This is a genomic window from Cytobacillus sp. FSL R7-0696 (genome assembly GCF_038006865.1).
Taxonomy (GTDB): Bacteria; Bacillota; Bacilli; order Bacillales; family Cytobacillaceae; genus Cytobacillus; species Cytobacillus kochii.
Window position 1 is genome coordinate 2,689,231 of sequence record NZ_JBBOWA010000001.1, and the last position, 22,803, is coordinate 2,712,033.

A 22,803-nucleotide genomic window follows, 5' to 3' on the forward strand; every position below is an offset into this window, starting at 1 on the left:
CAAACTTATGTGTTTTCTTTATTTCTTTATTTTCCAGAAGACAAGACAGAATATATTCCGGCCGTTATATGGTTAGTTGCCTTTATGATTCTCGCAGCATTTGTAATGAGATGGTTTATTCACCACTCAAAAAAAGAGAGTGAAAAAACACGCGAACTCGAAGACCAATTAAAACAAAAAAGTAAAAACTCCTCTGTTGATTGAAGGCAACTTTCATGTTTGTAAACTTTTCGACAACCACTTTGAGTAGTGGTTGTATTTTTTTTGGATTGGGAAAAGCTAAGTGCATGATTTTCTTTTTGGAGGCTTTCTTTATGAATAAGAAGATAGTTTATTTATTATTTAGTCTATCTGTTTTATTAATGGGTTGTACAGAACAGGAAGTAAAAAAGGTAGATGTAGAAATGTTTAACGCAGTAGGAGATTCTCTTGGTAAGATTAAATTAGAAGAGCAGGCCAGTGGGGTCAAGTTAGGCTTAGATTTAAAAGGTCTGCCCCCTGGGGATCATGCTATTCATATCCATGAGAAAGGTGAGTGTGAGGCTCCTGATTTTAAATCGGCTGGTAATCACTTTAATCCCGAAGATAAAGATCATGGTTTACTGAATCAAGATGGTCATCATGCGGGAGATTTACCTAATATTATTGTGGAAGATGATGGGAAAGTGAAGACAGACATAGTTGCAGCTGAAGTTACAATGAAAGATGACAAGTCTTCATTATTAACAAAAGATGGTACATCTATTGTCATTGATGAAAAAACAGATGATGGAATGACACAGCCTTCTGGCGACTCAGGGGAAAGAATTGCATGTGGAGTGGTTTCAAAGAACAAAGAACCAAAGCAGAAAGAAGCACAAAATAGTAAGAGTTAACCAATACTATGTACACGGAAGGAAGAACAAACTCTGGAAGGGATTTGTTCTTTTTTTATTGTTTAGGAAACGATAAAAAACCAGGCTTGTTTATCGATAGAAGAGACAGTAAACCATTAGAGTGAGCGAAGTCAGTCATAAGTTTTTTAAAATAAATGAATGAAAATCATTACGTGAACAAAAGTAAGAATATTATGTAAAAAACCATATTTATTTTATAGTAAATATGCTTTAATAGGGTAAAGGGAGGGGACTTTATGAAGCAACTAGAAAATAGTGTAGTACAACTGATTCCAATGGAAACTTGTCATATTGAAGGGATAAACAAGGCAGCGAAAGACGAGTCAATTTGGACACATATGTCAGTCGATTTAACCCAATATAGTGATGTCGTTACATATGTTGAAGCGGGTATCAAAAAGCGTGAAGAAGGAAGAGAGTTCCCTTTTGTTATTTTTAATAAAAAGGAGCAGCAAATTATTGGCTGTACCTGGTTTTTAGATGTGGACCTTACCCATAAAAGGTTAGAAATCGGTTCAACATGGCTTCATCCTCATTATTGGCGCAGTGCCATCAATACAAACTGTAAATACCTTTTATTATCTTATTGTTTTGAAGAACTGAAATTAAATCGAGTACAAATAAAAACTGGCCATGAGAACCTCCAATCACAACAGGCAATTGAGAGAATAGGTGCTAAGAAGGAGGGGGTATTACGCAATCATATGATTCGTAGGAATGGAGAAATTCGTCACACAGTGATGTATAGTGTGACAATAGAAGATTGGTTAGAAATAAAAAAGCATTTAAAAGAGAATTTATTGAAATAAAAAAACATGTCGGAGATCGTTTTTCCGACATGTTTTTTACAGAATCCTTATGAAAATGCTGTTTTTAAACGGTGAAGTCCATCCATAAGTATATCATGAGGGCAGGCGATGTTCATACGGACAAACCCTTCACCACCTGGGCCATATTTTGGTCCTGGCTCTAATCCAAGTTTTCCTTTCTTTACAAGCTTTTGCTGAATGTCATCATCAGATAAGCCGAGTTTACGACAATCTAGCCAGATTAAATACGTCCCTTCTGGTTCAACGACATCAATATCAGGCAATTCTTTTTCTATAAAACTTTTTACACTCTGGATATTTTGTTGTAAATAGGAGAGTAAAGCTTCTAACCAGTCTGCTCCATGGGTATAAGCAGCTTCCATGCCGACCATTCCAAAGATGGATAATTGATGGAAGCCTTGTCTTGCTTGAAAATCTTCAAATTTTTTCCTTAATGTCTCATTTGGAATGATAAGGGCGGATGCTTGCAACCCAGCAATATTAAAAGTTTTCGTTGGTGCAATGCATGTAATCGTCTGGTCTCTTAGTTCCTCGCTTAAGCTAGCGATAGCGACATGTTTTTTGTGCTTATAGACGAGGTCTGCATGAATTTCATCTGATAGGATTAAGCAATCATAAGCGATACATAAGTCACCGATCTTCTGTAAATCCTCTTTTGACCACACATTTCCTCCTGGATTATGAGGATTACAGAGAATAAACATTTTCGCACCTTTTTTGAGTTGCTGTTCAAAGTCATCAAAATCAATTTTGTAATGTCCATTAACAAGCTGAAGTGGAGACCGTAAAACTTTACGATGATTACTTTCAATGACATTTGTGAACGGCGGATAAACAGGGGTATGTATTAATATATTGTCCCCTTCTTCTGTATAGGTCTGTACGACTGCTGCCAAAGATGGAACCACACCGGTATTGTATAATATGGACTGCAGTGGAATATCCCAGCCGTGATGAACACTTACCCAATCCTTGATTGCTTTTGGTAAGGATGGGGAGGCAAATGTATAACCATAAATTCCGTGATCTAAACGTTTTTGTAGGGCATTTGTTACCTCTTTAGGCGGTTTGAAATCCATATCTGCGACCCACATTGGAAGGACGTCTTCTTCTCCAAAAACCATTTTGGTCAATTCCCACTTCACTGATGACGTATTTTTACGATCAAAAATTTCATGAAAATATTGATTTTCCACTTCTATCCCACCATTTCTTTATTTATCGATTTCTATCTATATGATAAGATATGTAAACATAAATGAAAAATAATAAGGTGAATGAATAATGAATACACAACAAATGAATCTTTTGTTAGTTGATTGTTTAAATGATTGGGACCCATTTCATATCGGTACAGGTAATTACGATACGGAAATAGCTGATATTCTCCAAGTAGTACAAACTGTTGACGATACTAATGAATTGGCCCATAACATCCAAGCTATATATGAATTCTCTTTTGATGAAGTAATTCCTCTTGCTCAATGTAAAAAATATGCAAAGAAACTCCTGGTGATAAAAAATAATAGTTCTTGCGAAATTGAATAAATGGGTGATGGAATAAAAATTATCTTAGCCCACCATTCTCTTTTTTCTGTAAATATTGTTCGATAATTGCTGCAATCTCCTCAGGCTTTTCTTCGGGTATAAGATGACCTGCCTGCTTAAGGATATGTAATTCGCTATGCGGTAGGTCTCCTTGTAATCTTTGACCGATAGAGAGTGGGACCACCTTGTCTGCCTCCCCCCATATGAGTAAACAAGGAGTGTTAATTGTTTTTAATAAGGTCTCATCCAAATCTCCCTCCCGGTCACGTATCATTCTCGCTAAGGAATAGAAGATATCCTTGTTTAAAAATGGTTCTAGATAACCATCCCTCATGGCATCATCAATCATTTCTTTTTCATAAACAACGTTGTTTAAGTTTTTTTCTACACCTGATTTTTCAAGATATTTTTTTACAAAATGAGAAAAGAAAGGGAGGTGACTTGCGTAAACATACTTTGCTGGCATTCTCGGTAGATAAGAAGAGCTGCATAATAAGACTACAGCCTCAAGCAGGTCTGGTCTTTGATGAGCAATGTTTAGGCAAATTTGTCCTCCCATTGAATGCCCAACCATCACGATTTGTTGAATAGATAATTTTTCAAGAAGTAAAATAACAGTTGAAGCAATATTTTCATAAGAATAGATAAACTTTTTTGCTTTTCCGCTCTTTCCAAATGGTGGGAGGTCAATTGTGAGTACTGTATTTTCTTTTTGTAGCAATGGTATGAGCTTTCGAAAACTAAAGCTGGAAGAAAGAAACCCATGCAATAATACAAATGATCGTTTAGGGGTTGGGTGTGGGTAATATTCATAATAAAAGTCATTTCCATTTAGAAGCATTTTATCGTTTGGCAATGGTTGTCCTCATTTCTTTACAGTGATGTAAGGTGTTACTATAAGTCATATCATTCGTAGCCATTGCTTACAAGGAGAAACATTTTATCTGAGGCATAAAATAAAAAATAGGCAATCCTATAACAGATTGCCTTCAACAAAGGGGGAATTCTAGAAAGACTTACAATATAAGCCTTCCCGAAAACCTACATGTTTATACGTAAGAATTGGAAATAGTTTCATTTATATCCTGTTGATGAAGCATAGGATGGTTGAACTCGTTCTGATTTTGAAGGTCAACTTGTGGATTTGTAATAGTTGATACTGGGATGTCCAATATTGTACATAGCTTGAGGATTGTTAGCGTATCTGGGGTGGAAATACCTGACTCATATCTTTCGATTACTGCACTACCTACCCGCGCTCTTTTTGCAAGTTCCAATCTTGTTAACCCATGTTGTTCACGGACTAAGCGAATGTTTTCACCAATGTGATTCATTTTTATCCCCCCTTCTATATTTTATTTTACCACCAATCATCTTTTTTAATGGGTAATTGTATGAACATTTCGTTAATTAATTGTGACTATTTATTGACTATCCATTTTACTTTTGATATTAGCTATAGAGTATGATATAATTTTTTATTGCGTATATAAACGATAAAATATTAATAATTAGGAGTGTTCCCATGTCAGAGAAAATTGAAGTAGGCAGCGTGATTACTGGAAAAGTAACAGGTATTCAACCTTATGGTGCCTTTGTTGCATTAGATGAAAATACACAAGGACTTGTTCACATTTCAGAAGTTACTCATGGCTTCGTTAAAGATATTAATGAACATTTAAGTGTTGGAGATGAAGTACAAGTAAAAGTACTGTCTATTGATGAAAATGCTGGAAAAATCGGCCTTTCTATTCGTGCAACCCAAGAAGCACCAGCGCCAACAGAAAAAGAGAAAAAACCTCGCAAACGCCCAAATAATCCTGTAGCTCAAAAAGTAGAGGATAATGGTAGCCAAGGTTTCAATACACTAAAAGATAAATTGCAAGAGTGGATTGCACAATCTGAGCGTGAAGATTTAATTAAAAAATAATCTAGTTCAGCTTCACAGAAGACACCGGGGAAATCTCGGTGTCTTTTTTGTCGAAAGAAAGAATCATTTAGTTCCTCGGAAGAGACAATGACAGAGAGGTATTTATTTTATTTTTTAAAATAAATAAAAAAAGATGTATTCTTTGCAATCCTTAGTAAAAAAAATGATAATAACAAAAAAGGAAGGTGAAAAGAATGGAGAATTTTACATTTTGGAATCCAACGAGATTGATTTTTGGTAAAGGTGAACTTAGTAAATTAAGCGAAGAGATTTCTCCTTTTGGCCGTAAGGTGCTGGTTGTTTATGGTGGTGGAAGTATTAAAAGGAATGGTCTATACGATAAGGTAATGAATGAGCTTGAGAAAATGGACGCAGAAGTGTATGAACTAGGTGGGGTTGATCCAAATCCTCGTGTTTCTTCCGTTCGTGAAGGTGTGAATATTTGCCGCGAGAAAGAAATTGATTTCATTCTAGCTGTTGGTGGCGGGAGTGTCATCGATTGTACAAAAGCCATTGCTGGAGCAACGAAATTTGCTGGTGATGCTTGGGATATGGTGACGAATAAAGTAAGAATGGAAGAAGCGATTCCCTTTGGTACCGTCCTTACATTAGCTGCAACGGGTTCTGAAATGAATTCTGGAGCGGTCATTACCAATTGGGAAACACATGAAAAATTGTCTTGGGGAAGCCCGGCTGTTTTCCCTCAATTTTCAATTTTAGATCCAGAACATACATATTCAGTGCCAAGAGACCAAACGATTTATGGCATAGTCGATATGATGTCTCATGTACTTGAGCATTATTTCCATTTAGAAGAAAATACGGACTTTCAAGATCGTATGTGCGAATCTCTCTTAACTACGATAATGGATACAGCTCCAAAACTAATAGATGACTTAGAAAATTATGAGCATCGTGCGACCATTTTATATAGCGGTACAATGGCATTAAACGGTATTCTCAATATGGGTTATAAAGGAGACTGGGCAACTCATAATATTGAACATGCTGTATCGGCAGTCTATGATATCCCTCATGGTGGCGGTTTGGCCATTTTATTCCCTCATTGGATTAAGCATACATTACATGCCAAGCCTGAGAGAATGAAACAATTAGCAATAAGAGTGTTTGAAGTTGATCCAACAGGCAAAACAGATGAGGAAGTCGCATTAGAAGGAATTGCTCGTTTAAGACTTTTTTGGAACAGTATTGATGCACCCGAACAATTATCAGATTATGGTATAGACGATAGCAAGCTAGAAGATATGGCAAATAAAGCCGTTCATAATGGTCCTTTTGGTCGTTTTCAAGTATTAGATAAAGAGGATGTTCTTTCAATCTATCGTTCAGCATTATAAGGATGAAGCTCTCGTGTGAAACGGGAGCTTTCTTTATAGGTTCTTATCATATTTGGGTTTAATGGAATTGTGGTCACCTGGTGTGAGTTGCCTTATACACCCATAGTAAAAAAGGTGAAAGGATAATTTTTGCTTAAGCACGAGTGATGGGTTATAAACCTTATTTTTGGAAATGATGTAATCATGAACTAGATAACGGTTAAACTGGTTGTTCAAACCGTCGGTGGCAAAGACTGATTCTTGAAAAATTCCTTGTCTTTCGATAAAGTGATAGAGGACTATTGATTCATGAAATACATAAGCGGAGGAAAAACGATGACTCATATACAGTTTGATTATACGAAAGCGTTTAGCTTTTTTAGTGAGCATGAACTATCATACTTAAAAGGAGCGGTAACAGCAGCGCATACCGCTATAGAAAATAAAACAGGGGCAGGTCATGAATTCTTAGGGTGGGTAGATTTACCGAAAAATTATGATCGCGAGGAATTTGCAAGAATTCAACAGGCAGCAACAAAAGTCAAGCAAGATTCAGATGTTCTTTTAGTAATCGGAATTGGTGGTTCTTACCTTGGTGCAAGAGCTGCTATTGAGATGTTACAACATAGTTTTTATAATGCTCTTTCAAAAGAAAAAAGGAAAACACCTCAAATCGTTTTTGTAGGCAATAATATTAGCTCTAGTTATATTCATGATGTCATCGATTTATTGGAAGGTAAAGACTTTTCTATTAATGTCATTTCTAAATCTGGAACAACGACAGAACCAGCAATTGCCTTTCGTTTATTCCGAAAAATATTAGAAGAGAAATATGGCGTAGAAGAAGCGAGAAAACGAATTTACGCTACCACTGATAAAGAAAAGGGCGCGTTAAAAACATTAGCGAATGAAGAAGGCTATGAGTCATTTATTATTCCGGATGATATTGGTGGAAGATACTCTGTGCTAACAGCCGTTGGATTACTACCAGTTGCCGTTGCGAATATTGATATTAATCAAGTAATGGAAGGGGCTGTAGCTGCTCGTAAAGAGTTAAGTTCTGCCGATATAGAAGAGAATATCGCCTATCAATATGCAGCAGTAAGGAATGTCCTTTATAATAAGGGCAAAACCATTGAAATGCTTGTTAATTATGAGCCGGGGTTACAATACTTTTCAGAATGGTGGAAGCAATTATTTGGTGAAAGTGAAGGAAAAGATCAAAAAGGCATTTATCCTTCATCTGCCAATTTTTCTACTGATCTTCATTCACTTGGTCAATATGTGCAAGAAGGTAGAAGAGATTTATTTGAAACGGTTATTAAAGTGAAGAAACCACGACATGAAGTGAAAATTGAAAACCTTGAAAATGACTTAGATGGTTTAAACTATTTAGCTAATCAATCGATTGATTTTGTGAATCATAAAGCATTCCAAGGAACAATGCTTGCCCATACAGATGGCGATGTACCTAACCTCATTGTAACGATTCCAGCAATGGATGCTTTCACTTTTGGTTATCTTGTTTATTTCTTTGAAAAAGCTTGTGCTATTAGCGGGTATTTACTTGGTGTAAATCCATTTGATCAACCTGGTGTGGAAGAATATAAAGTAAATATGTTTGCATTACTAGGTAAACCAGGTTATGAAGAGAAGAAAAAAGAGCTTGAAGAACGCTTGAAATAATAGCCTTCAACTCTTAATGGTGTAATAAGTAAACATAAAACAATTGTATATGGCTGATTGACCACAATTCATGCATAAAGTCTATAGATCAGCCATATATTTTTGAGATTTTATCAAACATCATAAGGTTTCTATGTCCAAGATTAACTTGTATTTCTTCAAATGATACCCTGCCTCTTATCATATAACTTTCAATATCTCCTTTTAGGTATGTTAATCAACAATTCTTACATTCTCCTCTAAAATATATGCTCTTATTTTAAAAAAATAAGACCTGGTTGGTCTTAGATGCTACTTTCCATCCACCGAGCACTTCCATGCTTCGATACTGAAAGTTCGAATAGGTCATAGATAGAGAAATGCCCTAGGTTGTTTTCGTTTAGTAGATAATCGTACCGAAACAGAAGATCAGTAAATGAAATACATATTGGCCATGGGTTTGTTTATCCCGGTACTGGTATTTATGAGGTGAAAGGTTTATAGTATTACTTTTTTGTTATGTTTTGAAGAATAGTGAAAATTAATATCCTCTATTCATTAAATAGACAAACCAAACAGCATGATTTTGCTCATCTTTAGCTGCTCTATTAAATTGTTCTTTAATATATGGGTCACTGGTTTTATCGGCAATTTCTAAATAGAAGTCCACAGTTTTTTGCTCATCGTTAAATGAATAATCTAAACCAGTTTGATAAGAATTTGGACATTGATCAGTTAATTGAGGCGAATGCTTATGTCCTGTTAGTTGTCTGTATATCTCGTTAAAAATCCTAAAATGTTTTTTCTCATCTTGTCTAATTTCTTTAATAATAGTCCTAGTTTTCTCATTAGGTGCTAATTGTTGAAGTTTCTTATAACAATTAATCGCAGAGTACTCACCATTAATGGCTTTAGAAATATCCATTATAAGTTCGTGGTTGTCTCTGAATTGTATTGGCTTACTCATATAGTACATTTAATCAACTCCTTAATTTAAATCAGTTTAGAATATGCAATATGAAAAATTAAGGAATTTGTACACAGAATTATTAAGTCTACTAGTATTGAGAATATTGGTGATTGAGCAAACTCAACAGTTTCACCTATGCGCTAAACAGAGGGTGGAAGGCAGCTGTTTTTTTTGTGAAGAGCTTCCAAAGAAGAAGTGATTAAGCTTTAAGAATATCAAGCTTGGTATTTTTTGTTTTCAATCTTAACAATTAGTTGATTCGATTCTTTAGCCACTTTTTTTTCTCTATTACAAGTTGAATGATGTTTTCGCTACAACGCTGTGCACCTTTAATTAAAAGTGGTACCCCTATGGAATCAATTCCAAGACCTCGTGAAAAAAATCCTCCCAGTGTCATAGCTAACGGTACAACAGGAGAGGTATTAGAAAATATTATTTTTTTATTCATAGTTTGATGCTGCACAGATAATAGTTCACTAAAATTATATAGTGATTTTACAGTTAGTTTGGATGATCTTCTCCCGATAGTATAAACCGTATTACCATCACTATCAATTCCATGGTAAATAAACTCCCCAGCGTCCTTCTTTTTTAGTTTGTTAAAGTATGGAACAGATAAAATCTCTTCTTTACTTGGTATTAGATTAGTATCACTCAAGATATTTAGGTGATAGGCAGCGGCTAAAGAGGTGGTATGGGTACCTCCAAAATCGTGATATATATAGATGATTTTTTCTTTCATATCCATTCTTCCTCTCTTTTATAATTTACGGTAACCCTATTTCATTCTTTCCATAAAAGTAGCCTATTATAATTCCTACTTAGAGGATCCAAAAGGTGGAAATGATGAACAAAAAATAGGGAAAGATGCTTAAGAGTGGTAATTATAAGTTAACCAGCTCTCGATATCGCTATGAGAAACGTCTCTGTACTCAGTTAACTATTGTCCTTCCATAGTACTTGCCAACTCTCTAAAAACTTTATTTATTTAAACATGACTAGTATCTGATCAGAACTTATTCTATCCATCACACGGTAACCTGTATCTGAAAATGTAGCAATTCCTTCATCATTCGGTAAACAGTAATCATTAATTGAGCAACTACCATCATCTGTCAATAGCACCACTGGCAGCAGTTTCAAATCCTTCTGCATGAGAATCATGACCATCATCAGTCATTGAATTTCCTTCCGCGTGAGCAGCTACACTGTTTGCATTGTTAAATACTGTTATTAATTTATAAGGCAAGTTCTTAGTGTGATTGTATGTTTGTCCATTAATGACCTGAATGGATAAATGAGATAAGGCCTAAAGTGAAGTGAAAAGCGATAGTATTAGTGAGAGGGAATAGGGTAAAACTAAGCAAAATATGATGTTGAAAGGAATGAAAGCAATGAGAGAAATTCATTCTAATATCGAAGGAAAGCAATATCACTTGTTTAAACTGGAGCAGTTATTAAAACCAATGGGTTATACGATTGGAGGGAATTGGGATTATGATCATGGTGCGTTTGATTACAAAATTGATACGAACAATGGTTATCATTTCTTACGTATACCCTTCAAGTCTATAGATGGTCAATTAGATACGAGCAATTGTACAGTAGAACTGGGAACACCTTATCTCTTATCACATATTTACGAGAGCAATATTGATGAAAATAATGCAAATATCGGTAATTTCTCTGCCTCATTTAATCAATTTCAGGCACCAGTTGATAAGGACGGAGAAGTTACCGAAAGATATGTAGCTATAGGCCAAGAACTTGTTAAAGAACTAGAGGGGATTTTGCAATATTAATTTTTTATCGTGATAAGCATGTCCTCTGACTGAAGTGAAAACGGGTGAGGGGGATGAACAATCATTTCTTCTCCCCGTTTAATGCCCAGAATCAATATATCTTCATTCATTAAGCTAATACTCACATCACGAAAATTAGCCCCAATATGGTCAGTTAATACGGGCTCAATACCTAGTCTTCTTTGATCAATTTGCCTTAGTAAACTGAGAAATGCCGTAACCATTTCTCTTGAAGAAAGGCTACTAATCATGACAAAGCTTGTTAATAAGTTCGTTTGCACGATTTCATCTGCGCCAGCTCGCTTCGCATTTTTCATCTGTTCAGTTGTTAGGATTTCTACAATACAAGGTAAGGATGGATTCATTCCTTTAACAGCAATTAACGTCAAGATACTGTGCATATCTGCTTGGTGTTCGTCTTTGTTTTGATCAGCGGTTATAATCAATTGTCTAGCGTCCATTACACTTGCCTTCATGAGCACATCATCTCTTTGTGGATTCCCTTTGACGAAATGAAGGTTTTGGTGGGGTAATGGGTTTTCCTCCAATGTTTCATCAATTAATGTGACGGGTACGCTATTAACATAGCTACATATCGTTTTCAAAATTTCTCTCGAACGAGCATTCCAACCGATGACAATAATATGATCATGGTCTTTAAACTGGAAATTTCCTTGAATATAGTCATTTTGCTTAGCGACAGCGGCAGTAGACAATGCAACGAAATAAGAAGCAATAAAACCTGCTCCTGTCAAAACAAGGACAATTCCTGCTAGTCTTCCGACAACAGAGTGAGGCACAAAGTCACCATACCCGACAGTTGAAGCAGTTATGACAGCCCACCAGATACCATCAAACCAAGTAGGAAAGCTATTCGGCTCTAATAAGTGAACAAAACCGCCAAATAGGATAATTGTCATCAGTGCCATGATGAGTATGCGAAAGACCAATGGTAAGCGAGTGAAATAAGAATACAGATAATGTGGCATTTTATAAACTCCCCTAGAAAATAGTATTATTTAGTATAGGTGAAAAACCATTTTCATAAACGATTTTCACCGATAAATGAAAAGGAAGAGAGGAGAATTAGAATGAAAGTATTAGTAATAGGAGCGAACGGGCAAATTGGTAAACAAGTGATGAATAAATTAAGTGAAACAACCGGTGATACACCTGTAGCAATGGTAAGAAAAGAAGAACAATTAACCGATTTTAAAAACCGTGGGATGGAAGCGGTCCATGCATCATTAGCTGGTACGGTTGATGAATTGGCTAAGGCTATGCAAGGGTGTGAGGCTGTTGTCTTCACAGCAGGATCAGGAGGTCATACAGGATATGACCAAACATTGCTCATCGATTTAGACGGCGCAGGTAAAGCAATCGAAGCAGCGGAAAAAGCCGATGTTTCTAGATTTGTGATGGTTAGTGCCATACATGCGAATGACCGAGAAAAATGGTCAGCGATCGAGCCATATATGGTAGCTAAACATTATGCTGATAAAATGTTGATGAATAGCTCATTAGACTACACCATCGTACGTCCAGGCGGCTTATTAAATGAACCAGGAATAGGGAAAGTGAAGGCGTCTGCTTCTCTTGAACGAAATACAATTCCACGTGAAGATGTGGCTGCAACAATCGTTGAGGTGCTTCATAATGATCAGACCATTCATAAATCATTCGACCTCGTTACAGGGGAGGAAACGATAGGTGAGGCGCTAAAAGGGATTTAGTAAAAAATACCGAGACATGGAAATAATAAATAGAAAGAAACTAGAGCAAATTCTAATAGAGGATTTGCTCTAGTTTCATTTGGGAAACAACAAGTTTCTAACAAATGGTATGTAATTTTCCGTTGCATGGATTTTTCTTCTTCATATAGGATTTCCCCGAAGTACTCAGCTGCCTAAAATGACATTTCCAATAGATATTACTTTCAGCATATATCATGCATTTCCTTTGAAGGAAGGGGCGGAAAACTTCTATTAAATAAAACCCTACTGTTGGTGCTGTTCAAATATTTATTTTTCATAGATAATATTCTTTTAAGTACTTTATGAAGGAGAGGAAACAATGGGCATACGTTCATTTATCCCATTATTAGTTTTATTGAGCTTGTTAGTTAGTTGTACGCCAGAAGGGGAATCCCCACTTACAGAGGGAAACCAAACAACAAATGATTATCAGGTTGATAGTAACTATTATAAAGAGGCAAAAGGGAAAACGGCAGATGAATTAAAAGCAGCACTTCATGAGATTATAGATGATCATAATGAACTGCCTTATCGTGAGGTATGGGAAGCGTTAATGGTGACAGATGAAGATCCACAAAATAGTGACAATGTAATTTTATTCTATAGTGGAAGATCGCAAGACAAGGACTTAAAAGGTCCAGATGCAGATGACTGGAACCGTGAACATATTTGGGCAAAATCCCATGGTGGATTTGATACTGAGCCAGGTGTAGGAACAGACCTGCATCATTTAAGGCCGACGGATGTAAGTGTAAATGCTTCTAGAGGAAACTTAGATTTTGATTATGGTGGAAAAGAACATCAGGAAGCAAAGGGTAATTATTATGATCATGATTCTTTTGAACCTCGTGATGAAATGAAGGGTGATATTGCCAGAATGCTTTTTTATATGGCGGTACGTTATGAGGGAGATGCTGGCGAGTTAGATTTAGAATTGAACGATAGAGTCAATAATGGACGCACGCCTTTGCATGGAAAATTATCCGTTTTGTTAGAGTGGCATAAAGAGGACCCTGTAGATGAGAATGAACAACGTAGAAATCAATTAATCTATGAAGAATTTCAAAATAACCGCAATCCTTTCATTGATCATCCTGAATGGGCATTTGCTATTTGGGGTGATGAAAAGTAAAAGTGGAATAGTGTAAGTCTGGTATAACTGTATATATTTTACAGTTCTATCAGACTTTTTTTACTTTACGAGATGAGAGGAAGGCTTATTTTAGCCTTAAACAAAAATGAACTTCAATTGAAAAAAATAAGTCATTTGTATCAAAAACAATATTGACAGTTGATTTGTATGATGTTAGTTTAAAAGTACTTATATGTTCTTTATAAAGAACTGACGAAGAGGGAGGTAGCGCATGACAGCAATTGCGGGGATATGGAGCTTCAATGAGTGGGAAATTCCCGTTCATTACGGGGATAGGATGTTACAACAGTTTCAAGGGTTCCGTTATGATCAGGTGCAAACAATAAGAGAGCGCCGCCTATTCTTAAGTTGTTCTTTAAATTGGATCACACCGCAATCTAGGGGTGAGGAAATTCCCTATTATAATCGTGAAAAAGGGTTAGCTATTATATGCAATAGTATTATTGATAATCGCGAAGACTTATACCAGTTATTAAATATTCGGAAGTATGAGAGATATATGATTACCGATAGTCAACTGATTTTAAATGCCTATGAAAAATGGGGGGAAGATTGTCCCAAGTTTTTAGTCGGTGACTTTGTATTCATGATTTGGAATGACAAAAAACAAACATGGTTTGGAGCTAGAGATTTCTCAGGGACGAGAACGTTATATTTTACTAAAAATGCTTTGTTCTTCTCATTCGCATCGACTATGGGTGCACTACTGACTTTACCAGAAGTAGAAGATACATATAATGAGAACTGGATCGCTGAATATCTTGCTAATCCATTAACGATAGAATCAGTAGATTTAACCTCAACGGTCTATCAATCTATCTATCAAATACCACCTTCACACTCAATCACGATAACGAAACATCATACACAGATTAAACAATACTGTCACCTACTAGAAGAAAGAGAACCGCTTAAACTAAAGAATGATGAACAATATATTGAAGCATTTCAAGAATTATTTCAAAAAGTGGTTAATTCTAAATTAAGAACATTTAAGGGAAAAGGTGCTCATTTAAGTGGAGGGTTGGATTCAGGTACAGTCACTGCATTTGCGGCCAAATCATTACAAGGGGAACCATTACATACTTTCAGTTACATCCCTATCCCCAAGTTTGACGATTGGACACCCAAAAGCAGACAAGCAAACGAAAAACCATGGATTGAAGAGATGCTTAAGCTATACCCTACTCTCGTTCCGCACTTCTTATCTTTCTCTGACCGTAATGCTTATACAGAAATGGATGAGTGGTTGAATGTGATTGAATCACCTTATAAATACTTCGATAATACGTATTGGTTACGAGGGATTTACGAACAAGCATCAGCTTTGGATATAGGTATTCTTCTCAATGGCCAACGAGGAAATTGGACCATTTCTTGGGGGCCAGCACTTGATTATTATGCAAGTCTTCTTAAAAAGTATCGATTATTACATTTTTTTAAAGAGACTAATTCCTATAGTATCGCTTTAGGTGTGAATCGAAAAAAAGTTTGGTCGGCTATTATAAATAAAAAAATAAGAGCATCCCATGTGAATCGGGGGCATCCCTTTCCACAATTTATTCATCCCGCATTTGCAAGGCAAACAAAGGTGTATGAAAAATTAAGAGATAACGGCATTGACCAAGCGGGGAACGGGCTAACTAATGCGTATCAAGTAAGGGAAAAACAATTCAATGACCTCTATTATTGGCATACAACAGGGGTATATGGCGCAAAAATGGCTTTGAAATATGGAGTAATTCCTAGAGATCCTACAGATGATTTGCGAGTGGTCCGTTTTTGTTTATCTCTTCCAGAGGATCAATTTGTGAAAAATGGATTCAATCGTGCCTTTATCCGTAGAGCAACAAAAGGATATTTACCGAATCTTAATCGATTAAATGTGAAAAGCAAGGGTGTGCAAGGTGCAGATGGGCTGCTGCGTCTACTACCAAATTGGTCGACTTTTCTAAATGAAATGGAAAAAGCACTAAGCGATCAGCGCATTCAACACTTTATCGATGTGTCAGTCATCCGGAACCATCTAAAGCGTATTCAGCAACCACAAGCAAACCAAGTGTTTGATGATGATTTTCGCATAGCGATGCGGACACTCATTCTTTACCGTTTTCTTATTAAAGGAGGTGAAACAAGTGACAAAAATTTGGCAAACACCCATTTTACAAGAACTTGAAATAAAAAGAACAATGGGAGGACCAGGATTAAAAATCCCTGATGCTGTCCAACCAGATGAAGATGAAACGATTCATCATTCGTAAGCACATCAAAGGAAACGGTCCTTGTGCGCTTATGGATAAGGGCTTCTTAGAAAAGAGTTGGAGAGATAATAAGTTTAATTGACGTTTCGTGCGCTAAATATGGACGCTATTGCTTTTAAGTATAGCTTAAAAAAACAGGATAAGCAGAGTCCTTTCTTTTACGCTTATAGGCAGTGGCGTCTGGCGCTTTTCTTAGAAAGGAGGAACGTTTTGGAAAAGAAGACACATAAATATCGAGCATTCGGTTTATATGTATTAAGTGATATACCATTTAAAGAACTCGTTGCTAGCGAAGAGTCTGAGCCTTCTAATCCTTTTGAGAAGATCTGTATTAAACAAAGAGACTTATCATCTATATGGGATAATTATGGAGAGAAAAGAAAATTTAAAGTATTAACAGATCAATCCGTTCTATTTACCGTTAATGAAACGGCAACTTTCTATATTGAGGGGGGCAGGATCATTTATTTTGATCCCCATCCTAGTAGTTCAATAGATAAAATCCGTTTGTTTATATTAGGATCGTGTATGGGTGTACTGTTAATGCAAAGGCGGATATTACCCCTTCATGGAAGTGCAGTAATGAAGGATGGCAAAGCCTATTTAATTGTCGGAGATTCAGGGGCAGGAAAGTCGACACTAGCTTCGACGCTTATTCTAAAAGGATGGTCGCTATTAAGTGATGATGTCATACCTATTCAATTAGTAAACGGCATAGCCTATGTAGTACCGAGCTACCCACAACAAAAACTATGGGATGAAAGTATTAAGAAGTTAGGTTTATCGGTTACAAGTTATCATCCTCTTTTTGATAGAGAAAATAAATATGCGATACCTGTACAGAATGTATTTACACATCACTCGGTTCCACTTGCAGGTATTTTCGTCCTACATCAGGTGAATGAAAGACCAAAAGAAATACATCCTTTAAATGGGTTGCAAAAAATTGAAGTTTTGGATACTCATACATATCGTCCTTTTATGATCGGGCGGTTAGGACTATTAACTTGGCATTTTGACTTATCGGTTAAGATTGCTAGTCAAATTCCTATGTATGCGATCGAACGGTCGAACTTATTTTCAGCATATGAGCTGGCAGATACGATTCATAACTTGTTTGAGGAGGAGCAGAATGATAACAAAGAAGCCATTGTCAATCAATGATATCGTGAAACAAGCTAGTGGAAATATGGTAAGTGATATGAACGGTGAGAAAGTGATGCTGAATATAGAAAACGGAAAGTATTATAATTTAGGTGTCATTGGTGGTGAAATCTGGGGAAAGATGCAAGAAGGCGTGTTAATCTCTTCTCTCATTGTGCAAATGCAAGCAGAATACGAAGTGGAGCAAATCAAGTGTGAAGAAGAGGTGTTTTTCTTTCTTAATCAGCTTTTAAAAGAAGGGCTTATTGAAGTACATCAACATGAATAGAATACTTTTTCATAAACTTAAACATTTTCTTGCTCTTCCCTGGGAGAAAAAACGATTATTAATAGAGGCCCTAATTTACCTAGCTTATGCAAGAATTTATAAGCAGTTACCATTTTCTAAAGTTTCCCATCTATTAGGTAAGCATATGAAAGAGACAGAACAAACGCAGGACCTTCATAGAGAGAATCCTATTCAACAAATTTCTGAAGCAGTACATCATATGAGCCGGTATACGTTTTGGGAGAGTGAATGCTTAGTGAAGGCTGTTGCTTGTATGAAAATGCTTGAAAGAAGAGGAATAGAAAGTACTTTATATTTAGGGACTGCAAGGGATGATTATGGTGAGTTTGTCGCTCATGCATGGTTAAGAAGTGGTACTTTCTTTCTGAGCGGGGCGCATGAAAAAGATAAGTTTACAATTGTTAGTATGTTTGCATGTATACCGAAAAAGGAGAAGGAGAGATGGTAAGAACGTCATTTGATAATCAAAATTTACCTTTAGAAATGCAGCTGATCTTATCATTGATGAAAAATGAAAAGCAATTAGTACTTTCATTATGTAGCAAGGTAGATTGGGATCAGTTCCTGCTAGCAGTAAAGCATCATCGAATATTCCCGCAAATATATCATGCAATAAATGAACAAAAGGTAGCTGGTAAGATGCCAGCATATATATTTACAAAAATAAAGAAAGATTATGAGCAGAACATCTATCGTATGCTGCATTTGACCGCGGAAATGCATACACTCTATTTGCAGTTTCAACAAGCATCTCTACCGCTTCTTTTTCTCAAAGGTCCCATCCTAGCTAAAGAGCTTTACGGAGATCTGTCTTTGCGTACTTGTGCTGATATTGATTTGCTTGTGCCGATTGAACGTATTGAACAAGCAGAACAATTAATGCTCCTACAAGGTTATGAAAAAGATGAATATATTGAATCGGTGATGGATGATTGGAAGTGGCGACATCATCACTTTACCTATTTTCATAAGCAACATCGAACGAAGGTAGAAGTTCACTGGCGCCTTCACCCTGCACCAAGCACAGAGCCCCATTTTACCGAGTTATGGGAGAGAAGAAGAGAAAGTCAATGGAGTAGTCAAATCAGCTTTCCTTATTTAGGTGAAAAAGATTTATTCTATTTCTTAAGCACTCACGGTGCTAGACACGGTTGGTCAAGGTTAAGATGGCTGTTTGATATTCATCAGATCTTGTTACAGGGAAGTTTTGTGAATGATAGGGAATGGTCACATCATTTAACCCAATACCAATACGATAAAATCGCTGGGCAGGCATTATTATTATCAGTGAAACTATTTAATTCAAATGTAAAATCAACATGCATGGATAAGCGCGCATCAATAAAGTTAGCAAGAGGGGCATCGTTTTATTTTCACCAATTGGTTTCGTTACATGATCATCATGTACCAAAGGAAATTGCTCATTATCATGCGCAATATTTACGCAGTTTATTTACTTTGAAGCAGAAATTCATTCATTATTTGCAATGGTTCTATCCTTTGTCCGAAGATTATCAAGCATTCCCGTTACCGAAAAAATTGTTCCCACTCTATTATGTGATAAAACCTTTTCTATGGCTAAATAGGAAACGGCAAATGCTACAAAATGCAAGAAAGAAAACTTGTTGACTTGTTCTTTATAAAGAACTAAAATGAAATAAACCTAATCTAATTATATTTTTTTACTCTTTTTGTTCTTTATAAAGAAAATACAAAAGGTGGATTACAAATGAACAGATATTTGAATGAACCTGGGGCTAAAGAAATACAATTACCTGAACTATTTAAAGTCATTAAGAAAAGGTTTTGGCTGGTGCTCCTTTTTACGTTGCTTGCTTGTGGGATTGCTTTTATTTATCACTTATTAAATAAACCAACATTACTTTATCAAAGCGATACGAATATTATTATTGGGGCAGAAGTAGGGTATCGAAATACTCTACAGGTCATCATCAGAGACACAGTTGTGTTAGAGGAAGTAATTAAAGAATTGAAATTAGCGGAAACAAGTGATCAATTAGCGAATAAGATTGCTGTTACGAGTGTTGATGATACGCAGGTGGTGAATATAACCGTAGTTGATTCACATCCAGAAAGAGCCGCTTTAATTGCTAATACTACAGCAAAAGTATTTATTGAAAAAATCCCCACAATTATGGATTTTGATGAAGTCAGCATTTTGTCGGAGGCGAGAACAAACCCGAGCCCTATTAATGAAAGTAATGGGCTGAATATCATTGTGATTGCAGGGGTGTTAGGTTTAGTTGCAGGAATAGGCTTTATTTTTCTATTAGACTCATTAAATGATTCTGTAAAGTCAGAAAGCCAGCTTGAGAGATTAATCGATGTGCCGACAATTGGTACTGTCTCAATCATACATACGAAAAATTTAAAACAAAAGAAACAAAAACAAACAGTGAAAGAAAGGAGAAAGACTAATGGTCAATATGCGGAAATGGAAAATCGGTACGAGCAATAAGGAACGAAACTTAGTCACTTATTTGTACCCCCATTCTATCATTTCTGAACAATTCCGCACGATAAGAACAAATATCCAATTTATCAATGGTGAGAAAAAGCATATGGTCTTACTTATTACTTCACCCGATCGTTATGAAGGTAAAACGACAATGATAGGCAATATTGCTGTATCAATTGCGAACCAAAAAGAGAAAGTGCTCTTGATTGATGCTAATTTAAGAAATCCAGCATTACATCAAATGTTTATGGCAGCGCAAGAGCCTGGTTTAACAGATGTACTGAAAGGCGATGCAATACAAGAACAAGTGACCGTTTCTACGCAAATTCCTGGTCTAAAACTATTACCTAGTGGGAAGATTCCATCCAATCCCTCAGAACTACTTGGTTCTAGTGTCATGAAGAAACTCATTGCTAAAGTTAGCCCATTATATGATGTGATACTAATTGATTCTCCTTGTTTATTAGATGTGACTGATACAAAGGTGTTAGCGAATGTTAGTGATGGTGTGATACTCGTCGTAAAACAAGGGCAAACAAAAGCAGAACATGTCTACAATGCTAAAAAAACACTACAATATGCAAAGTCGAACATTATTGGCACCATCTTGAATGGAAGCCATTAATTTTTTTACAAATGTTCGTTATAAAGAATACCTAAGGTGATGTCTCCTTGCCTTTATCTAAGAGAGATACTCGGTCATGCTGTGGGTTGAAAAAAACCTTAGACGCCTTGTCGTCAAGAGTGTGGTGAGAGGTGGGGTTAGATGCCCTGTTTTACTTTTTAAAATTGTAAATGTCTATACATGAGTTGAGACTTGTGCTAGTTCTAATCATTCACTGATGGTAAGGCATTTGAAATCCTGAAGCAAGGGAGGGATGATATTGTGTCATACAGACTAAAGCTGATATTTTCGTTATTGATGGATGCAGTATTACTATTGAGTTCTTTTATATTTACGTATCTATTACTCCCAACTTCTATCTCATACAATCAAGCTATTATATTTTATAGTTTATTACTTCTATTTTATTATATCTTTGCTTATAAACAGCAATTCTATGAGCAATTATGGTCCTATGCTAGTATCCGAGAATTTCTCATTATTCTCAGGCTTGTGGGAACGACAGTCTGTTTAACAATGATTACATACTACATGTTAATAAAAGCGTTTCTTCCTCAATTTACAATCATTTATAGTTTAGTGCTGCTTATTGTATTAACAGGTTCAAGATATGGCGTTAGAGTCTATAGAGAACAAATGCAAGAGCTAGCTATGAATAAGAAAAAAACGTTAATTATTGGTGCTGGTTCAGCAGGGGGGATGCTTGCCAAACAATTGATGCAAGGACATGATCAATTAATTCCAGTCGGGTTTATTGATGATGACTATAGGAAGCAAGGGTTGTATTTAGCAGGCTTAAAGGTTTTAGGAAAGGTTGAACAATTAAGAGAGATTGTTCATGAAATGGGTATAGAGCATTTAATTATTGCTATTCCTTCACTTAAAAAAGAAGAGCTCGAGATCATTTTTAATGAATGTACCAAAACGAATATTAAGACACAAACACTACCCTTTATTGAAGATATTGTCATGGGAGAAGTAAAAGTCAATCATATACGAGATGTAAAGGTGGAAGATTTACTCGGGAGAGAGCCGATTCTCTTAGAGGACAATAGTATTTCGGAGTATATTGCCAATCAAACGGTACTTGTCTCTGGTGCAGGAGGTTCAATTGGTTCAGAGATTTGTCGACAGATTTTAAATTTCTCACCAAAGCGTTTGATTCTTCTCGGTCATGGAGAAAACAGCATTTATTCCATACTATTAGAACTGGTAGATATGAAAAGTGATAGCGAACTGATTCCTGTTATTGCTGATATTCAAGATAAGGAACGCATGATTCAAGTCATGAAAAAATATCAACCGGCAGTTGTTTATCATGCAGCCGCCCACAAGCATGTACCATTAATGGAAGAACATCCAGAGGAAGCAGTAAAAAATAATATAATTGGTACAAGGAATATGGCAGAGGCAGCTCATCAGTCACAAGTCAATGTATTTGTAATGGTGTCAACAGATAAAGCTGTTAATCCAACAAGTGTAATGGGCTCATCGAAGCGTCTTGCGGAAATGCTTGTTCAACAAATGAATAAAGTAAGTGCAACTCGTTTTGTTGCGGTAAGGTTTGGCAATGTATTAGGTAGTAGAGGGAGTGTCATTCCCCTTTTTAAAAAGCAAATCGAAAAAGGAGGACCAATTACTGTCACGCACCCTGATATGGTGAGATATTTTATGACCATTCCTGAGGCGTCAAGGCTTGTGCTACAGGCAGGTGCACTAGCATTAGGTGGTGAGATATTTATTTTAGATATGGGTAAACCGGTAAGAATATATGATTTAGCAAAAAATTTAATTAAACTTTCCGGCTATACAACTCAGGAAATAAGTATTAAATTCACCGGTATTCGCCAAGGGGAGAAGTTATTTGAAGAACTATTGAATAAAGAAGAGATGGGCGATCAGCAAATTTACCCACATATTTATATTGGGAAAAGCGCCACCCTTTATATTGAGGAGATTGAAAGTTTAATTGATCTATATCCTGTGATGAGTAAAGAGGAATTAAGAGAACGTTTGTTAACCCTTGCAAACCGAAAAGAAACGCCAGAGAAACAGCAGGAAGTTGCTAATATGTTATCACTATCTTAAGAAGAAGGAGTG

24 protein-coding genes and 1 pseudogene are annotated in these 22,803 nt (G+C 36.2%); 18 read left to right on the forward strand and 7 right to left on the reverse strand.

Features of this window, described 5'->3' with window-relative positions:
• The first annotated feature begins 314 nt into the window (after positions 1–314).
• Together MKX29_RS13985 and MKX29_RS13990 are read left to right on the forward strand one after the other, a co-directional pair.
• Positions 315–875: a superoxide dismutase family protein gene (locus MKX29_RS13985; protein ID WP_341106111.1), complete on the forward strand. Its 561-nt coding sequence runs from the start codon at positions 315–317 to the stop codon at positions 873–875.
• 257 nt (positions 876–1,132) lie between these two features.
• On the forward strand, positions 1,133–1,705 hold the full coding sequence (locus tag MKX29_RS13990; protein ID WP_341106113.1) for a GNAT family N-acetyltransferase: 573 nt from the start codon (positions 1,133–1,135) through the stop codon (positions 1,703–1,705).
• A 47-nt stretch (positions 1,706–1,752) separates the two neighbouring features.
• On the opposite strand, the gene MKX29_RS13995 is transcribed toward MKX29_RS13990, so the two are convergent.
• Positions 1,753–2,922 (reverse strand): MalY/PatB family protein, encoded by a 1,170-nt coding sequence (locus tag MKX29_RS13995; protein WP_341106115.1) that lies wholly within the window; start codon positions 2,920–2,922, stop codon positions 1,753–1,755.
• 88 nt (positions 2,923–3,010) lie between these two features.
• On the opposite strand from MKX29_RS13995, the gene MKX29_RS14000 reads away from it, so the two are divergent.
• Complete coding sequence (locus MKX29_RS14000; protein WP_251163322.1) at positions 3,011–3,274, forward strand: DUF1871 family protein; 264 nt, start codon at positions 3,011–3,013, stop codon at positions 3,272–3,274.
• 19 nt (positions 3,275–3,293) lie between these two features.
• Here the strand turns inward: MKX29_RS14000 and MKX29_RS14005 are convergent, their stop codons facing one another.
• Both MKX29_RS14005 and MKX29_RS14010 read right to left on the reverse strand, forming a co-directional pair.
• Complete coding sequence (locus MKX29_RS14005) at positions 3,294–4,130, reverse strand: alpha/beta fold hydrolase (RefSeq protein WP_306470103.1); 837 nt, start codon at positions 4,128–4,130, stop codon at positions 3,294–3,296.
• Positions 4,131–4,323: 193 nt separating this feature from the next.
• Complete coding sequence (locus MKX29_RS14010) at positions 4,324–4,608, reverse strand: helix-turn-helix domain-containing protein (protein WP_224937972.1); 285 nt, start codon at positions 4,606–4,608, stop codon at positions 4,324–4,326.
• 191 nt (positions 4,609–4,799) lie between these two features.
• Here MKX29_RS14010 and yugI point away from each other — a divergent pair, with 191 nt between their 5' ends.
• From yugI to MKX29_RS14025, 3 genes are all read left to right on the forward strand, one after another.
• Positions 4,800–5,204, forward strand: a complete 405-nt coding sequence (yugI, locus tag MKX29_RS14015) for a S1 domain-containing post-transcriptional regulator GSP13 (RefSeq protein ID WP_095372077.1) — start codon at positions 4,800–4,802, stop codon at positions 5,202–5,204.
• 194 nt (positions 5,205–5,398) lie between these two features.
• Positions 5,399–6,562, forward strand: a complete 1,164-nt coding sequence (locus tag MKX29_RS14020; protein WP_095372078.1) for an iron-containing alcohol dehydrogenase — start codon at positions 5,399–5,401, stop codon at positions 6,560–6,562.
• 315 nt (positions 6,563–6,877) lie between these two features.
• On the forward strand, positions 6,878–8,227 hold the full coding sequence (locus MKX29_RS14025) for a glucose-6-phosphate isomerase (RefSeq protein WP_341106122.1): 1,350 nt from the start codon (positions 6,878–6,880) through the stop codon (positions 8,225–8,227).
• A 520-nt stretch (positions 8,228–8,747) separates the two neighbouring features.
• Here MKX29_RS14025 and MKX29_RS14030 read toward each other — a convergent pair.
• From MKX29_RS14030 to MKX29_RS14040, 3 genes and pseudogenes are all read right to left on the reverse strand, one after another.
• Positions 8,748–9,182, reverse strand: coding sequence for a ferritin-like domain-containing protein (locus tag MKX29_RS14030; RefSeq protein WP_341106125.1), 435 nt, complete (start codon positions 9,180–9,182; stop codon positions 8,748–8,750).
• A gap of 209 nt (positions 9,183–9,391) precedes the next feature.
• Positions 9,392–9,906: pseudogene (locus tag MKX29_RS14035) on the reverse strand (DUF3189 family protein).
• Positions 9,907–10,160: 254 nt separating this feature from the next.
• Entirely contained in the window at positions 10,161–10,349 is a 189-nt protein-coding gene (locus tag MKX29_RS14040; RefSeq protein WP_341106127.1) for a hypothetical protein, read from the reverse strand.
• Positions 10,350–10,570: 221 nt separating this feature from the next.
• On the opposite strand from MKX29_RS14040, the gene MKX29_RS14045 reads away from it, so the two are divergent.
• Complete coding sequence (locus tag MKX29_RS14045) at positions 10,571–10,978, forward strand: YugN-like family protein (protein ID WP_251163327.1); 408 nt, start codon at positions 10,571–10,573, stop codon at positions 10,976–10,978.
• On the opposite strand, the gene MKX29_RS14050 is transcribed toward MKX29_RS14045, so the two are convergent.
• Positions 10,975–11,997 (reverse strand): potassium channel family protein, encoded by a 1,023-nt coding sequence (locus tag MKX29_RS14050; RefSeq protein WP_341108271.1) that lies wholly within the window; start codon positions 11,995–11,997, stop codon positions 10,975–10,977. The genes MKX29_RS14045 and MKX29_RS14050 overlap by 4 nt on opposite strands.
• Before the next feature lie 72 nt (positions 11,998–12,069).
• Between MKX29_RS14050 and MKX29_RS14055 the strand changes: the two genes are divergently transcribed.
• The 11 genes from MKX29_RS14055 (at position 12,070) to MKX29_RS14105 (ending at position 22,791) form a co-directional block, all read left to right on the forward strand.
• Positions 12,070–12,711: an SDR family oxidoreductase gene (locus tag MKX29_RS14055; protein ID WP_341106130.1), complete on the forward strand. Its 642-nt coding sequence runs from the start codon at positions 12,070–12,072 to the stop codon at positions 12,709–12,711.
• 340 nt (positions 12,712–13,051) lie between these two features.
• The gene (locus MKX29_RS14060; RefSeq protein WP_341106132.1) at positions 13,052–13,864 is read left to right on the forward strand and encodes an endonuclease I family protein; all 813 of its coding nucleotides are present in this window, start codon (positions 13,052–13,054) and stop codon (positions 13,862–13,864) included.
• A gap of 232 nt (positions 13,865–14,096) precedes the next feature.
• Positions 14,097–16,061 (forward strand): asparagine synthase-related protein, encoded by a 1,965-nt coding sequence (locus MKX29_RS14065; RefSeq protein ID WP_341106134.1) that lies wholly within the window; start codon positions 14,097–14,099, stop codon positions 16,059–16,061.
• A complete protein-coding gene (locus MKX29_RS14070; protein WP_224937966.1) occupies positions 16,021–16,146 on the forward strand; it encodes a paeninodin family lasso peptide in 126 nt (41 codons plus the stop codon). Before MKX29_RS14065 ends, MKX29_RS14070 begins: the two co-directional genes overlap by 41 nt.
• A gap of 210 nt (positions 16,147–16,356) precedes the next feature.
• Positions 16,357–17,310 carry an aldolase gene (locus MKX29_RS14075; protein WP_341106136.1) on the forward strand — a complete coding sequence of 318 codons (954 nt, stop codon included), beginning with the start codon at positions 16,357–16,359 and terminating at the stop codon, positions 17,308–17,310.
• A complete protein-coding gene (locus MKX29_RS14080) occupies positions 17,279–17,578 on the forward strand; it encodes a lasso peptide biosynthesis PqqD family chaperone (RefSeq protein WP_341106138.1) in 300 nt (99 codons plus the stop codon). Before MKX29_RS14075 ends, MKX29_RS14080 begins: the two co-directional genes overlap by 32 nt.
• The gene (locus tag MKX29_RS14085) at positions 17,571–18,047 is read left to right on the forward strand and encodes a lasso peptide biosynthesis B2 protein (protein ID WP_224937963.1); all 477 of its coding nucleotides are present in this window, start codon (positions 17,571–17,573) and stop codon (positions 18,045–18,047) included. The genes MKX29_RS14080 and MKX29_RS14085 overlap by 8 nt, the downstream gene beginning before the upstream one ends.
• Complete coding sequence (locus MKX29_RS14090; RefSeq protein WP_341106141.1) at positions 18,041–19,228, forward strand: nucleotidyltransferase domain-containing protein; 1,188 nt, start codon at positions 18,041–18,043, stop codon at positions 19,226–19,228. The genes MKX29_RS14085 and MKX29_RS14090 overlap by 7 nt, the downstream gene beginning before the upstream one ends.
• 100 nt (positions 19,229–19,328) lie before the next feature.
• Complete coding sequence (locus MKX29_RS14095) at positions 19,329–20,078, forward strand: YveK family protein (RefSeq protein ID WP_251163333.1); 750 nt, start codon at positions 19,329–19,331, stop codon at positions 20,076–20,078.
• Entirely contained in the window at positions 20,038–20,703 is a 666-nt protein-coding gene (locus MKX29_RS14100) for a CpsD/CapB family tyrosine-protein kinase (protein ID WP_224937960.1), read from the forward strand. Before MKX29_RS14095 ends, MKX29_RS14100 begins: the two co-directional genes overlap by 41 nt.
• Positions 20,704–20,964: 261 nt before the next feature.
• A complete protein-coding gene (locus tag MKX29_RS14105) occupies positions 20,965–22,791 on the forward strand; it encodes a polysaccharide biosynthesis protein (protein ID WP_341106145.1) in 1,827 nt (608 codons plus the stop codon).
• Positions 22,792–22,803: the final 12 nt, after the last annotated feature.